Below are 14,783 nucleotides of genomic sequence, written 5' to 3' on the forward strand. Positions count from 1 at the left end.
ATCTTGTGGGCGAACGAGTCCCCAGAAAACCTTGATGCCTTTGTGATCTTTGGCCTCGGTTGCGACTGATCCTTCGCAAATTGATGCGGTATGCTCCATCTCATATAAAAGGGGTTGTAAAACATGAGCGCAAAACAGCCAGTGGTGCCTCGGGGAGACTGCCAATGAGTGTGCCAATCCTAGATTCTTCCGCATGGCGCGAATTCCGGAGCAAGCCTGCTAATACGGGCATTAATGAAACGACGCACCTAGCCAAAATCGCTGACACGACTGGCAAGTTGCATGATTGTTTCGTAAAACTATTGCCTCTTGATGGTCCAGCGCTGCTGTGCGAAGCCATCGGTTGGCTGCTTGCACGCAAAAGTGATGTGGCTTGCCCAGCTTTTGGTGCCATCGTCATGGTGCCTGTCCCCGAGTTGCGCAAATATTGCCCGCTGCCGCCTAAATTTGATGGAATGGACTCTTGCCCCGCGTGGTGTAGCGAGATCGTTGCTGGGAAATCTGTACGCCAAGTACACAAAATGGTTTTTTTCATTTCACGCAAAAACTGCCTGAGAAGCAAGGATGCCCGAAAAATCGCTGCTTTCGATCAGTGGAGTGACCTGAGAGACCGTAATTTTGGAAACGTCATCCGTTCGTCCAATGGTGGCTATGTCGCCATAGACCACGAATCTTTGCTTCATGACCTTCTTTGGGTTCCAACTGGTCGAGGTTTTGAAGAGCGCAGCCTCTTGGTTGAAGCTCGAAATGCACTGTCCGTCACCGACTTCCAGCGTTTTCAAATGGACATGGCCTCTGCTGCAAATGGCCATGCCCAAGCTTTGATTGATGCCAAAGCAGACTTGGCGGACATCATCGCCAAAATAATTCCAGCTCATGCATCTGCCGCGACCCAAATGATCGTTCAAACGCTTGATAACCGCGCCCAGTCCGGATGGCTGTCAACAACACTGGGAGTCATCGCATGAGCAATACCCAAGCTCCGGCAGATAGGCCCTCCATCATCACGTTTGGAGACGGAAACTCCGAACACCTCAGCCGATTAGCTACCTCCACACCGAAACCTGCCTTCTCAGGCGCATGGACCACTGTCGAGCTCCAACCAGACGTGTTTGTCCCACAACGTTTCACGGTTGGCGTCGTGGTTCAGTCTCCAGGCGACCGCATCCATTTCAAGTTGCTCGATGACTTCAAAAAGTTCGAGTGCCTGTATCACGACCAGTTTCCGCAAAAGTCAGTTCGCGAGTTGCTGGCCTATGCAGAAGAAGCGTTACGCCACGCCGTTCAGTCCAAAACGGACATCCCCGAGATAGTGTTCGGCACCCATTGCTTGACTTTGGCCTTGCCGAGTTACACCTCGGGAGATGACAGAGAGTCGACTGTCGAGAGGTTGTTTCATGAAATCGTCGTTATGGCCCCATCGGTCAAACGAAAAGTCAACGAGTTTGAGTTCATCGATACGCCCATGGCTCGCCAACTGGTCAATCAGAAACTTAAAGAGATCGCAAAGATGGACTTTGAAAAGATTGTTCCGTCCGAAGGTCAAGGCTTGCTGATCGACTATGAGGGCATCAAACACTTTTTAGATCTGAACATTTTGACTGCTGGTGCCTGTGGCAGCGTGACCTCGGCAGCTTACAAGTCAGCCCAAACAGTCGAAATCAACTTACTTAAATCGAGCAGGGATCTCACGACCTACTCTCGCGTCAACAAGATGGACAACATTGGCCTGTTCCTTCTATTGCCTAAGGCTGATTTGATGGAGCCTAAGGAATACAAAAAAATTGAAGAGATCATTGAAGAGCATGAATGGAAGTTAGAGCGCGATGGGTTTCGCGTCGTCAGTATGGCGGCTCCTTCGGAGCTCGCGCAGGAAATTTTTGACTGGGCTCAACCTACGATTTGAATCCACCAATAGTCATTTGGACTTTCAACGGTTTTGATCAACACCAAGAGACCACGTTCACTGTTCGTGTGCCCAACTCAGTGCACGAAAGCATCAAGGTTTTGGCCCGCCAAGACGGCATATCTGTCAACCAGTTCATCGCCAGCGCCGCAGCAGAAAAAATGGCATCTTTCAGACGCTGGACTATCTGCGCCGCGAAGCCGCCTTGGGCAAACGCGAGGACTGTGAGCGGTTTTTGCAAGCTGTGCCGGATGCCGCGCCCGTTGCCGGGGACGAAATCAAGTCGGGTTGATCATTGCTTGCACGGTCGGTAAGCACATAATGCACAGTATTCTGTACACCTTTCAACCCGCCGGAGGCCATCATGGCATTCACCGCAAGCGATGTGGTTCCCCTCACTCAGGCCCGTGCCACCTTGTCCGATCTGGTCGAGCAGGTCAAGGCTGGTGCTGAAAAAATCATCACCAAGAACGGCGAAAGCTACGTCGCCATCATCGACTCCCGGCGGCTGGACTACTACCACCAGTTGGAGTGCGAGCGTATTCACCTTCTGTTGATTGACGATGCGGCTAAGGGCTTGGACGACATTGCCGCAGGCAAGGTGAAGGATGCACGCACCACACTGGCTGCGTTGAAGCGTCGCCGTGCGGCCAAGCCCCAAGCTTGAGCAGGGCCAGCGCCGTGGCAGCCAAGCATCTTGTCAAGCTCACCGCGAACTTTGAGCGCAATCTTGAAGAGGTCGAAGCCTTTTTGCTGGCGGCTGATGCGCCACAGGCTTTTGACGCGCTGCTGGATGAACTCTCGGATACCGTCATCCCCAACCTGGAACGCTTTCCCCGCATGGGCAGGCGGTTTTTCGAGCGGCCCATCCGCTCCGTGGAGGCCAGCAACGCAGTCGCCGGTTTAAAGGTCAAGCTCAAAGCCATTGCGAAGGATGGCGAAATTTGTGAATACGTGATGTCGAATTACCTGTTGCTGTTGTACGTGTGCTTCGACACCACGATTTATCTGCTGGCGATTCGGCATCACCGGCAGCTCTCATTTGATTTTCAGACGCTGTGGCCAGCAATGCCATGATAGGTTTGCATCGCGCAGTGCGCACCGAGGCACTGCACAAGCCAGGACCTTTAATTGACTCTAACCCATATGAAAAATCGCTATCTAGACCCCATAGAACCTAGACGAAAGGCCACTTTGTTTGTGGTGTTTGGCATCGCAGGTGCGCGCCCATGAGCGCCCGCTGCATCATGGTGCTGGGCACCACCAGCGGCGCGGGCAAGAGCTGGCTGACCACCGCGCTGTGCCGCCATTACGCCCGTCAAGGCTTGAAGGTTGCCCCGTTCAAAGCGCAGAACATGAGCAACAACGCGCGCGTGGTGGCATCAAGCAACGGCCAAGGCGAGATCGGCAGCGCACAGTATTTCCAAGCCCTGGCCGCCAAGGCCGAGCCCGAGGTGCGCATGAACCCGCTCCTGCTCAAACCTGAGGCCGACACGCACAGCCAGGTGGTGCTGATGGGCCAAGTGAGCGACGAACTCACCGCCATGCCCTGGCGTGGCCGCAGTCTCAAAGTCTGGCCGCACATCGCCGCTGCCCTGGACGCGCTGCGGGCCGAGAACGACGTGGTGGTGATTGAGGGCGCGGGCTCCCCGGCGGAGATCAACCTTTCAAGCAGCGACATCGTCAACATGCGCGTGGCCAAGCATTGCAACGCCGCTTGCCTGCTGGTCACCGACATTGACCGGGGTGGCGCGTTTGCCCACTTGTACGGCACCTGGGCGCTGCTGCCAGAGGATGAGCGGGCGTTGATCAAGGGCTTTGTGCTGAACAAGTTTCGCGGTGATGCCAGCCTGCTGGTCCCTGCGCCACAGATGCTGCAAGAGTTGACCGGCGTGCCCACGGTGGCCACGCTGCCGATGTGGTGGCAACACGGTTTACCGGAAGAAGACGGTGTGTTTGACGACCGCAGCATCTCCAAAGGCGCAGTCAGCCTGACGGTGGCCGTGATCGCCTACCCGCGCATCAGCAACCTGGACGAGTTCCAGCCGCTCAAAAACATCCCCGGTTTGAAGCTGCAATGGGTACGTTCACCCTCGGAGCTGGCGGGACTGAAACCCACTGACTGGATCATCCTGCCTGGCTCCAAAGCCACCAGCGCTGACCTGGCCTGGTTGCGCGCACAAGGGCTGGACGCCGCCGTGGCGCAGCATGCGGGGCAGGGCGGGGCGGTGCTGGGCGTGTGCGGCGGCTTGCAAATGCTGGGCGAGGCGCTGATTGACCCGCACGGCATCGACGGCAACGCGCCGGGCTTGGGCCTGCTGCCACTGGTGACGGTGTTTGAGGCCGATAAAACCGTGCGGCATACACAAACCCGATTCGCTTCTATACCGACCAGCCCCGCTGGCGTGACTGAAGTGCCTGATGATCCTGCGACACCCTGGACTTCGTTGGCCGGTGTCTGTGTCAGTGGCTATGAAATTCACCACGGCCAGACCGCGCAGCATCCGGCCATGGCGGCTGCTGGTAACGTGGCGCTGGAGGTGCTGCCGGGCGGTCTGGGCTGGTGCAACGCGCAGGGCAATGTGCTCGGCCTGTACCTGCACGGCCTGTTGGAAGACCCCGCCGCGCTCAAAGCCCTGTTTGGTGTCAACAGCCCGACGCTGGATGCCGTGTTTGACGGCTTGGCCGACTACATCGGCAGACATTTCACCCCCGGCCTGCTCGACAGCCTGGGGCGCTGAAGCCAGGCCTGCCCGCGCTGCTATGATCCGCCGCTTCAGGTGCCGCAGGCCATTGGCCTGGGGAGAATCGGGAAGACGGTGTGAATCCGTCGCGTGCCCAACGCTGTAAGGACGATGCCTCGCGCAAATGCCACTGGCTGCCAAGCCGGGAAGGTGCGTGAAGGCAGTTGACGCCAAGCCAGAAGACCGGCCTGATGTTGTTATGGGTGCTGCAAGGCCGGGCAGCGCCTCCACCATTCACGCACAGGGGACTGCCATGAATACCACACTTCCTGTCCTGACGGACATCTCTTCGCCTGCTCTGACTGCTGCACTGCAGGACAAACTCAACAACAAAACCAAGCCACTGGGCTCTTTGGGCCGCATCGAAGATATGGCACTCCAGATCGGCCAGATTCTGGGCACACAAAACCCGCTGCTGGATCAAGCCCAGATGGTGGTGTTTGCCGGTGACCACGGGCTGACTGCGCGTGGCGTGTCGGCTTTTCCCAGTGACGTGAGCTGGCAGATGGTGGAAAACTTTCTGGCCGGTGGTGCAGCCGTCAGCGTGTTTTCACGCCTGAACGGTATTGCGCTCACGGTGGTGGACTGCGGTGTCAAACACGACTTTCTGGCCGGTCTGCCTGCAGGCAGCCAACGCACTGGCTTGCAAGTGCGCAAGGCTGTGGGAGCCGAGCAGGGCACGGCAGACTCCAGCGTGCAAGCCGCCATGACGGCTGAGCAATGCCAGCAAGCCCTGGCGCATGGCGTGGCACTGGTGAAGGAACTGCCGGGCAATGCGCTTCTGCTGGGTGAAATGGGCATTGGCAATACCTCAGCGGCTTCGCTGCTGCTGTCACGTCTGGCCGGGCTGGACATCGAGGTGTGCACCGGCGCTGGCACCGGCCTGGATGCCCCCGCCGTGCAACGTAAAACGGCGGTGTTGCGCGAGGTGCTGGCGCGACATCCGGATGCCAAAGCACCGCTGGACGCGCTGGCGGCTTTGGGTGGATTTGAGATCGCCACCATGGTCGGGGCCGTGCTGCAAGCCGCCCAGGAGCGCCGCGTGGTGGTGGTGGACGGCTTCATCGCCAGCAGCGCCGTGTTGGTGGCCCACGCCCTGCAACCGCTGGTGTTGCAGCGTTGTGTCTTCGCCCACCGCTCGGGCGAGCGTGGCCATGAATTTATGTTGCAGTACCTGGGCGTGCAGGCCTTGCTGGACTTGGGCCTGCGCCTGGGCGAAGGCTCCGGTGCGGCCCTGGCCTGGCCGCTGCTGCTCTCAAGCTGCGCCATGCTGCGCGAGATGGCCAGCTTTGAATCTGCTGGGGTGTCGGAAAAGTCGGCGGCGGATCAGGCGGTGGTGGCTTGATTCACCGCCCTGCGGCTTGATACCAAAGTGTTCAGCATGCCCCGTAGCCGCTTGGGGCACAGCCGTGTGTTGGATGTCCTTGCACAGTTACTTGATAGCATTCGGGTCTTTCAAAAAACCAAAGGAAAAATCCAATGATCCAACGTTTTGATGTCGGCCCCCGCATGTCCGAGATGGCCGTATACAACAGCACGGTGTATTTGGCCGGGCAGATTGCCGACGATGCCTCGCAGGACATTGCGGGCCAGACGCAGCAGGTGTTGGCGGCAGTGGATGCGTTGCTGGCGCGTGCCGGTACTGACAAAAGCAAGATTCTGATGGCGCAGATTTTTCTGGTCGATCTGGCCGACTTTGACGGGATGAACGCGGTTTGGGATGCGTGGGTTCCTGCCGGTCACACACCACCACGTGCCACCGTGCAAGCGCAATTGGCCAAGCCGGGCTGGAAGATCGAGATGGTGGTGACGGCGGCGGTTTGATCGCGCTGGCCCGCTCCTGTATTGCCAACGTCATGCCCGTGGCTACACGAATTGGTTCATGACATCGTTCTGAGGGGGTGTTCTTGATCGTCCTCGGTATTCACAGCCATCGGGGCGGCCATAACGCTGCTGCCTCCATCCTTATCGACGGCAGGTTGGTCGCTTCGGTCGAGGAAGAACGTATCTCCAGAATCAAGGGTGACAGTGCCTATCCGGCCGGGGCCGTGGCCGAGGTGTTGGCGCTGGCCGGGCTGCGTGCGCAGGATGTTGACAGGGTGGCGCAGGCGGGGCTGGCGTGTGACCAACCGCTGGGCGTGCTGGCAGACAAACCATGCCAAGTGGTTGAACATCAGCAAGCCCACGCAGCATCGGCCTATTACGCCAGCCCGTTTGGCGACGAGCGCGTCGGAGTGCTGACGCTGGATGGTGAGGGGGATGCGTCCAGCGGATCGGTCTGGGTGGGCGAGGCTGGTTGTTTGCGCAAGGTGGTGTACTTGCCCCGCCAGAGCAGCATGGGCCTGTTGTATGCCGCAATCACCCAGTACCTGGGTTTTATCGCGGGTCGTCATGAGGGCAAGGTGTTGGGGCTGGCCGCATTTGGCCAACCGCAGCCCTTTTTGTCGCGTCTACTGGCGCGCAGCCATCCAGGTGACTGGAATGCCCTGTTTGACGCACACCTGGGTGCCCTGTTGTGCAGTCCCTGGTCGCCCATGGCGAGGGACGTGCTCAGGGACTTGTGCGGAGATATGCCACACGAAGACATTGCCGCAGGTTTGCAGACTTTCACTGAACAGATGGTGTGCACCTGGGTGCAGCAGCAGATGGCAGTGCTGAATGTCAACAAGCTGGTGCTGGCGGGTGATGTGTTTGCCAATGTGAAGCTGAACCAGCGCATCCTGGCGCTGCCCGGTGTGCAAAACCTGTTTGTTCCTCCAAATATGGGTGATGGAGGCCTGGCGAGCGGTGCGGCGTTTGAGATACACGCGCGCTTGCACGGCGGCCTGCGTCCCGAACTGGCATCAGCCTACCTTGGCACCGATATCGACCGCGCCAGTGCGCTGCAGGCTTTGCAGAAAGCTGGTATGGCTTTTGAGGAACCGGTCAATCTGGCGCAAACGGTGGCTCAGCTGCTGGCTGAGGGCCAGGTGATTGCACGTGCCGATGGCAAGATGGAATACGGCCCGCGCGCCCTGGGTAACCGCACGGTGATGGCCTCGGCCCATGATCCTCGCATCAACCAGTGGTTGAACCAGCAGTTTGCACGCACCGAATTTATGCCGTTTGCGCCGGTGATCTTGCTGGAGCAGGCTTCAGCGTATTTTCCCGGTTGGGATGCGGACCAGATTGCCGCGCGTTTCATGACCCTTACTTATGACGCGTCTGACCTCGCTCAAAAAAATATCCCGGCGGCGGTGCATGTGGATGGCACGGCGCGACCACAGGTGCTTCGGCGTGAGGACAATCCGGGCTACCACGACATCCTGAAGGCCTATCACGTGGCCACCGGTATCCCGAGCGTGATCAACACCAGCTTCAACATGCATGAGGAACCCATTGTGCGCACAGCGGACGAAGCCATGGGTACCTTCCAGACGGCGGGGCTGGATGCTCTGGTACTGGGGCCGTTCCTGGTCAGGGCATCGGCTCAATAAAGCAAGGTATTTCCGGTTTGCTTGGTTTGCCGATGTCCTCCATTCTTCAGCGTAAATGCCCACCGGTTGCCGACAAATGACCATCCAGCGTGGGGCGCACAGCGGTTAAAAAGTTGCTCAGCGACTCCGGTTGTGTGGCTCCTTTGCGCCATGCCAGGCCAACCTCCAGGTGGGCCAGTGGATGGGCCAGAGGCCGGGCTTCAATGCGGTCACCTTCCAGCGACCACGGGCGGTAAAGCATGTCGGGCAACACCGAGCACCCCGCGCCGGTGGCGACCAGACTGCGCACGGCTTCGACGGAGGAGGTGCGAATCAGCACATTCAGGTCGTTGCCACCCGCGTTCCACAGCGCCGTGGTGGCATCGCCCAACTCGTCGACCTGCAGCAAAATCAGGGATTGCTCGGCTAAGTCTGATGCCTGGATTTTTTCCTGAGTGGCCAGGCGGTGGTTCACCGGACACCAGACTCGCCAGCCGGATCGCAAAATGGTTTCTGTTTCAAGCGCCCGGTAGTTTTGCAACTGTGACACCACAATCAACGCCACATCCAGCTCGCCACTTACCAGCAAATGCTCCAGATAGTCACGCCGGTCTTCGGTGATCTGGACCTGGATGCGCGGGAACACGCGGCGAAAACGGTCCAGCAAAAAAGGCAGGTAGTAACCCACCATCAAACTGGTCACGCCAATATTGAGTCGGCCCGTCACCGTATGTGGCCGGGAGGCCAGCGCGTCACGGGCGTTGCGCATGGCGACCTCAATCTGGTGGGCGTGGCGTAAGAACTGATGGCCTGCATGGGTGAGCGACATGCCGCGTGCCCTGCGCTCAAACAAGAGGGTGCCCAAATCAGCCTCAATCTGGGCAATGGCGGCAGACACCACCGATTGGGACACACCTAGTTCCTGAATGGCGGCAGAAATGGAGCCCGACTCCGCCACAGCTATGAAATACCGAATGCTCTTAAAAGATGTACTCATGCCGATGTTTCTTCATTTCTGGCACCAATTCGGGTGATTTAAAGGGTCAATCCCAGCATGCACTGTTTTGAGACATAGGGTAAACCACTATCTTGGTGTGTTTTGGTGCGAGGTTTCTGTTTTACAGATAGATTGTATTGGCTGGAGATGGTGGGCAAGACCTGGCGCACCCCCTAAGATTCCCAACGAGCTGAACGACCATCCAACGTCCAGCGGTTTGTTCATCCATTTCGCACCAGGAGAGTCTTATGTCTCGTCAAAATACCATCACCGCAGGCCTGCTTGCAGGCTGCGCCGCAGTGTCTACATTCGCCGCCCCACCCACAGCCATCGGCAAAGGCGAAGGGCAGCTCAACATCATCGCCTGGGCTGGCTACATTGAGCGCGGCGAGTCCGACAAGGCCTACGACTGGGTCACCGGGTTCGAGAAGGAAACGGGTTGCAAAGTCAACGCCAAAACCGCTGCCACATCTGACGAAATGGTGTCTTTGATGAAGCAAGGGGGTTATGACCTGGTGACAGCATCTGGCGATGCCAGTTTGCGTTTGGTGGCCTCCAAGCTGGTACAAGAGATCAACCTGGCCTTGATCCCCTCTTATAAAAATGTGGATGCGCGCTTGCAAAACGCTAGCTGGCACACCGTGGACGGCAAGCATTACGGTGTGCCTTACCAATGGGGCCCCAATGTGCTGATGTACAACACCGAGGTGTTCAAACAGGCCCCCGCGTCTTGGTCGGTGGTGTTTGAAGAACAGAAGCTGCCCGATGGCAAGTCCAACAAAGGCCGTGTGCAGGCTTATGACGGTGCCATCTACCTGGCGGATGCCGCCCTGTACCTGATGTCCAAAAAGCCTGAACTGGGTATCAAAGACCCGTATGAGCTCAATGACAAGCAATACGCCGCTGTGCTGGAACTGCTGCGCAGTCAGAAGAAGCTGGTGCACCGCTATTGGCACGATGCCACGGTGCAAATGAACGACTTCAAAAACGAAGGCGTGGTGGCTTCAGGTTCATGGGGTTACCAGGTCAACGCCCTGGCAGGTGAAAAGAAACCCATCGCCTCCACCATTCCCAAAGAAGGTGTCACCGGCTGGGCCGACACCACCATGTTGCATGCCAGCGCCAAGAACACCAATTGCGCTTACAAATGGATGGAGCATTCACTGAGCAACCAGGTGCAGGCTCCGCTGGCCGAGTGGTTTGGTGCCAACCCGGTAAGTGCTGCAGCTTGTAAGGCCAAAGCTCCAGGCGGTGGTGACTTCTGCAAAGACAACGGTTACGACCGCTTCACCCAGGTCAAGTTCTGGAAAACGCCGCAAGCCAATTGCTCAACACAGGGCAAGTGCGTTCCTTATTCCAAATGGACCATGGACTACATCAGTGTCATGGGCGGTCGTTAATTTTTGGGTCAAACATGTCCATCGCCATTGAATTCAAAAACGTCTCCAAACACTATGGTGAAGTCAAGGCGCTTAACAGCGTCAGCTTCACCGTTCAGGATGGTGAATTTTTCTCCATGCTTGGCCCGTCAGGCTCGGGGAAAACCACCTCGCTGCGCCTGATGGCAGGTTTTGAGCAGCCCAGCAGTGGAAGTTTGAGCTTGATGGGGGTTGAAGCCTCTGGCACGCCGCCTTATGCGCGCGATGTCAATACCGTGTTTCAAGACTATGCGCTGTTCCCGCACATGAATGTGCTGGACAACGTTGCCTATGGCCTGATGGTCCGCAAGATGCCCAAAGCCGAGCGGTATAGCCTGGCGCGTGAGGCATTGGCTATGGTGGCACTGCCGGATCATGGTGAGCGAACCCCCGCGCAACTCTCGGGTGGCCAGCGCCAGCGGGTGGCTCTGGCCCGTGCGCTGGTGAATCGACCGCGCATTTTGCTGCTGGACGAACCATTGGGTGCGCTGGACATGAAGCTGCGCGAACAAATGCAGGTGGAGCTTAAGGTGTTACACCGCAAATTGGGCATCACTTTTGTCTATGTGACGCATGATCAGGGTGAAGCGCTGTCCATGTCAGACCGCGTGGCGGTGTTCAACCGTGGGCAGATTGAACAAATTGCCACACCGCGTGAGCTGTACCACCAACCACGTACCCGTTTTGTGGCCGACTTTGTCGGTAGCTCCAACGTGGTCTCGGCGGACTTGGCGCACCGTATCACCGGGCAATCACAGTGTTTTTCCGTACGCCAGGAAAACATCATGCTGGCCCCTGTTGGCACTGCGGTGGCAGCCGGGCGGGCGCAGGTCGAAGGCGAGGTTTTGGCGATCCAGTTTCTCGGGGCCAATCAGCGCATTGAGGTGCAGGTCGGTGGGCAAATCATCACGGCCTTGCAGCAAGACGCTGCGGTTGCCAATGATCTGGCCGCGCATACAGCGCCTGGCCAGCGGGTCGCCTTGCATTGGGCCGAACAGCACATGGTGATGCTCCATGCCTGAGGCCTCCACCCTGAGCCGACGGCTCTCCGACTTGCTGTACCAGCGCCGCTCCCTGACGCTGCTGCTGATGCTCACCCCACCGTTGTTGTGGTTTGGTGTGGTGTATGTAGGCTCTTTGCTCACTTTGCTGGGCCAAAGTGTTTTTACCTTTGACGACATGGCGATGTCGGTGGTGGCTGAGCTGACCACTGACAACTTCCGTAACCTGATGGTGCCCGCCAATCTGGACATTGTGATGCGAACCCTGACCATGGCGATAGCCGTCACGCTAGGCACGGTGCTGATTGGTTTTCCGATGGCGTACTACATGGCGCACCACGCCACACCCACTGAAAAAGGTGTCTTTTTTGTGGGCGTGATGCTGCCCATGTGGGCCAGCTACATCGTCAAAGCCTATGCCTGGACAGTGTTGCTGGCCAAAGGCGGTGTCATGTATTGGGCGCTGGAGCACCTGGGGTTGATGGGCGCGCTGGAGGCGGTGTTGCGTATTCCTGGCATCGGTGGTGAAACCTTGGCCACTTCCAACCTCGGGCGCTTTCTGGTCTTCACCTACATCTGGCTGCCGTTCATGATTTTGCCGATCCAGGCCGCCATTGAACGTGTGCCGGCCAATTTGCTGCTGGCCTCGGCTGATTTGGGTGCGCACCCGTTCCAGACCTTTCGCACCGTGTTGTGGCCGCTGGCTTTCCCCGGTGTGGTGGCGGGGTCGATCTTCACCTTTTCGCTCACCCTGGGCGACTACATCATTCCCCAGTTGATTGGGCCCTCGGGTTTGTACATCGGCAGCATGGTCTACACCCTGCAAGGCACCATAGGCAACATGCCCATGGCTGCGGCTTTTACCTGTGTGCCTATTGTGTTGATCACGGTGTACCTGGCTTTGGCGCGACGTTTGGGAGCTTTTAATGCGCTCTAAATCTTTCATCTGGTTTCCCAGTGGCTTGGCGATGTTGCGCACGGCGGCTTACGCCGGGTTGGTGCTGTTACACCTGCCGCTGATTTTTATTGCGCTGTATGCGTTCAACAGTGATGACACTGGCTACAGCTTTCCTCTTCATGGCCTGACCTTGCACTGGTTTGCCCGCGCCTTGGAGCGCACCGATATCCAGGAAGCCATGGTGTTGTCGCTGTCGGTGGCCGCCATGGCGACTCTGGTGGCGATGGTGCTGGGCACACTCACCGCCGCAGCGCTGAACCGTGACCGCTTCTTTGGCAAGGATGCGTTCACCACCTTGCTGATCATGCCGATAGCCTTGCCCGGCATCGTGACCGGTATTGCACTGTTGGCTACCTTCAAGCTGATGGATGTCAACCCTGGGTTTTGGACGATTGTGGTGGGCCATGCCACGTTTTGCGTGGTGATCGTGCACAACAACGTGGTCGCCCGCTTGCGTCGCCTGCCCGCGCGGCTGATTGAAGCCTCCATGGATTTGGGTGCAGACACCTTGACCACACTGCGCTACATCATCTTGCCGCAACTCAGCACGGCGCTGCTGGCGGGGGGCATCCTGGCTTTTGCCCTGTCGGTGGATGAGTTGATCGTCACCACCTTTACCGCAGGGGCTGACAAAACCTTGCCCATCTGGCTGCTCAACCAGCTCAGCCGCCCGCGTGAAGTCGCCATCACCAATGTGGTGGCGCTGCTGGTGATGCTGATCACCATGCCCCTGATTCTGCTGGCCTGGCGTTTTACCCGCGATGGTGATGCCCATCCGGGTGGCCGTTAAACCCCTTTGTTTTTAACTTCAGTCATCAACTTTTTTGGAACTTCATCATGGCAGCACCACGATTTCCGACCCAACTTCTCATCAATGGTCAGGCCGTTGCCGGCGAGGGCCGTGCCGAGAGCATTCTCAACCCGTCCACCGGCGAGGTCTTGTGTGAGGTGCGTGAAGCCAGCCCTGATCAACTGCGCCAAGCAGTGGATGCCGCCAGCGCCGCTTTTCCCGCCTGGGCCGCGCTAACACCCAAGGATCGCAGCGCCTATCTGCTGAAAATTGCCGATGCCATTGAAGCCCATGGCGACGAATTCGCCATGCTGGAGTCGCTCAACTGCGGTAAACCGCTGGGTGCTGCACGTAACGATGAAATACCTGCCATTGCCGATGTGTACCGCTTTTTCTCAGGGGCCATTCGCAACCTGTCGGGCTCACTGAGTGGCGAGTATTTGTCTGGTCACACCAGCATGATCCGTCGCGATCCGCTGGGGGTGGTGGCCTCCATTGCGCCGTGGAACTACCCACTGATGATGGCCGCCTGGAAGCTCGGCCCAGCCATTGCCATGGGGAACACCGTGGTGCTCAAACCCTCTGAAAACACACCATTGACCACCCTGCGCTTGGGTGAGTTGTTTGCCAATATCTTGCCACCCGGCGTGGTCAATATTGTGTGTGGCCGTGGCGACACGGTGGGTGCACCATTGATTCGCGACCCGCGCATCCGCATGGCTTCCCTCACGGGGGATGTCTCCACCGGCAGCAAAATCATGGAAGCTGCTGCCCGTGGTATCACGCGAACTCACCTCGAACTCGGTGGCAAGGCTCCGGTGATTGTGCTGGACGATGCCGACTTGCCCAGCGTGGTGGAGGGCTTGCGCACCTTTGGTTACTACAACGCCGGGCAAGACTGCACCGCTGCCTGCCGGGTGTATGCCAGCGACAAAATTTACGAACGCCTGGTGGCCGACCTCAGCAGTGCGGTGTCCAGCATCAAAGTGGGGCTGCAACAAGAGCCGGGTGTCGAGATGGGCCCGCTGATCTCGGCCCGCCAGCGTGACCGGGTGGCCAGTTTTGTCGATAGGGCCAGCCAATTGCCGCATGTGGAAGTCACCACAGGCGGCAGTACTTGGGGCAACAAAGGTTTTTTCTACAAGCCCACGGTGGTTGCCGGTGCCTTGCAGGACGATGAAATTGTTCGCAACGAAGTTTTTGGCCCGGTGGTGTCGGTTACCCGTGTCAAGGATGCTGAGCAGGCACTGGCCTGGGCCAATGACTCCGAATACGGCTTGGCCAGCTCGGTGTGGACCCGTGATGTTGGCCGTGCGATGAACCTCGCCGCGCGCTTGCAATATGGTTGCACCTGGGTCAACACCCATTTCATGCTGGTGTCTGAAATGCCGCATGGAGGCATGAAGCACTCGGGTTATGGCAAAGACATGTCGGTGTACGCGCTGGAAGACTACAGCTGCGTGCGCCACGTGATGGTCAAACACAGCACTTGAACCCGTTTTACAACCCGGAGA

Annotated in this window: 15 protein-coding genes and 1 riboswitch; of the genes, 14 read left to right on the forward strand and 1 reads right to left on the reverse strand. The window is 58.1% G+C overall.

Annotation, left to right across the window (positions count from 1 at the left end; genetic code table 11):
• Window positions 1-164 precede the first annotated feature (164 nt).
• The 9 genes from LDN84_RS09265 to LDN84_RS09305 all read left to right on the forward strand — a co-directional run bounded on the left by LDN84_RS09265 (window position 165) and on the right by LDN84_RS09305 (window position 8,126).
• Window positions 165-968 (forward strand): hypothetical protein, encoded by an 804-nt coding sequence (locus LDN84_RS09265; protein WP_223911543.1) that lies wholly within the window; start codon window positions 165-167, stop codon window positions 966-968.
• Window positions 965-1,906, forward strand: a complete 942-nt coding sequence (locus tag LDN84_RS09270) for a hypothetical protein (RefSeq protein ID WP_223911545.1) — start codon at window positions 965-967, stop codon at window positions 1,904-1,906. Before LDN84_RS09265 ends, LDN84_RS09270 begins: the two co-directional genes overlap by 4 nt.
• Complete coding sequence (locus LDN84_RS23110) at window positions 1,903-2,220, forward strand: toxin-antitoxin system HicB family antitoxin (RefSeq protein WP_223911547.1); 318 nt, start codon at window positions 1,903-1,905, stop codon at window positions 2,218-2,220. The genes LDN84_RS09270 and LDN84_RS23110 overlap by 4 nt, the downstream gene beginning before the upstream one ends.
• 50 nt (window positions 2,221-2,270) lie before the next feature.
• On the forward strand, window positions 2,271-2,573 hold the full coding sequence (locus tag LDN84_RS09280) for a type II toxin-antitoxin system Phd/YefM family antitoxin (protein WP_223911549.1): 303 nt from the start codon (window positions 2,271-2,273) through the stop codon (window positions 2,571-2,573).
• Window positions 2,570-2,983 carry a type II toxin-antitoxin system RelE/ParE family toxin gene (locus LDN84_RS09285; protein ID WP_223911551.1) on the forward strand — a complete coding sequence of 138 codons (414 nt, stop codon included), beginning with the start codon at window positions 2,570-2,572 and terminating at the stop codon, window positions 2,981-2,983. Before LDN84_RS09280 ends, LDN84_RS09285 begins: the two co-directional genes overlap by 4 nt.
• Window positions 2,984-3,135: 152 nt before the next feature.
• On the forward strand, window positions 3,136-4,647 hold the full coding sequence (locus LDN84_RS09290; RefSeq protein WP_223911554.1) for a cobyric acid synthase: 1,512 nt from the start codon (window positions 3,136-3,138) through the stop codon (window positions 4,645-4,647).
• A 20-nt stretch (window positions 4,648-4,667) separates the two neighbouring features.
• Window positions 4,668-4,856: riboswitch (cobalamin riboswitch) on the forward strand.
• A gap of 47 nt (window positions 4,857-4,903) precedes the next feature.
• On the forward strand, window positions 4,904-5,995 hold the full coding sequence (gene cobT / locus LDN84_RS09295) for a nicotinate-nucleotide--dimethylbenzimidazole phosphoribosyltransferase (protein WP_223911556.1): 1,092 nt from the start codon (window positions 4,904-4,906) through the stop codon (window positions 5,993-5,995).
• 134 nt (window positions 5,996-6,129) lie between these two features.
• Window positions 6,130-6,474 (forward strand): RidA family protein, encoded by a 345-nt coding sequence (locus LDN84_RS09300; protein ID WP_223911559.1) that lies wholly within the window; start codon window positions 6,130-6,132, stop codon window positions 6,472-6,474.
• Between the two features lie 83 nt (window positions 6,475-6,557).
• Complete coding sequence (locus tag LDN84_RS09305) at window positions 6,558-8,126, forward strand: carbamoyltransferase C-terminal domain-containing protein (protein ID WP_223911562.1); 1,569 nt, start codon at window positions 6,558-6,560, stop codon at window positions 8,124-8,126.
• 46 nt (window positions 8,127-8,172) lie between these two features.
• Here the strand turns inward: LDN84_RS09305 and LDN84_RS09310 are convergent, their stop codons facing one another.
• Window positions 8,173-9,102, reverse strand: a complete 930-nt coding sequence (locus LDN84_RS09310) for a LysR family transcriptional regulator (protein ID WP_223911565.1) — start codon at window positions 9,100-9,102, stop codon at window positions 8,173-8,175.
• 248 nt (window positions 9,103-9,350) lie between these two features.
• Between LDN84_RS09310 and LDN84_RS09315 the strand changes: the two genes are divergently transcribed.
• Genes LDN84_RS09315 through LDN84_RS09335 form a run of 5 tightly spaced genes read left to right on the forward strand, consistent with a single transcriptional unit; the run spans window position 9,351 to window position 14,762 of the window.
• A complete protein-coding gene (locus LDN84_RS09315) occupies window positions 9,351-10,502 on the forward strand; it encodes an ABC transporter substrate-binding protein (RefSeq protein WP_223911568.1) in 1,152 nt (383 codons plus the stop codon).
• Window positions 10,503-10,516: 14 nt separating this feature from the next.
• Window positions 10,517-11,542, forward strand: coding sequence for an ABC transporter ATP-binding protein (locus LDN84_RS09320; RefSeq protein ID WP_223911571.1), 1,026 nt, complete (start codon window positions 10,517-10,519; stop codon window positions 11,540-11,542).
• Window positions 11,535-12,458: an ABC transporter permease gene (locus tag LDN84_RS09325; protein WP_223911574.1), complete on the forward strand. Its 924-nt coding sequence runs from the start codon at window positions 11,535-11,537 to the stop codon at window positions 12,456-12,458. The genes LDN84_RS09320 and LDN84_RS09325 overlap by 8 nt, the downstream gene beginning before the upstream one ends.
• Entirely contained in the window at window positions 12,448-13,269 is an 822-nt protein-coding gene (locus LDN84_RS09330) for an ABC transporter permease (RefSeq protein ID WP_223911577.1), read from the forward strand. The genes LDN84_RS09325 and LDN84_RS09330 overlap by 11 nt, the downstream gene beginning before the upstream one ends.
• A 47-nt stretch (window positions 13,270-13,316) precedes the next feature.
• Window positions 13,317-14,762, forward strand: coding sequence for a gamma-aminobutyraldehyde dehydrogenase (locus tag LDN84_RS09335; protein WP_223911580.1), 1,446 nt, complete (start codon window positions 13,317-13,319; stop codon window positions 14,760-14,762).
• Window positions 14,763-14,783 lie beyond the last annotated feature (21 nt).

This window comes from Rhodoferax lithotrophicus, assembly GCF_019973615.1.
Taxonomy (GTDB): domain Bacteria; phylum Pseudomonadota; class Gammaproteobacteria; order Burkholderiales; family Burkholderiaceae_C; genus Rhodoferax; species Rhodoferax lithotrophicus.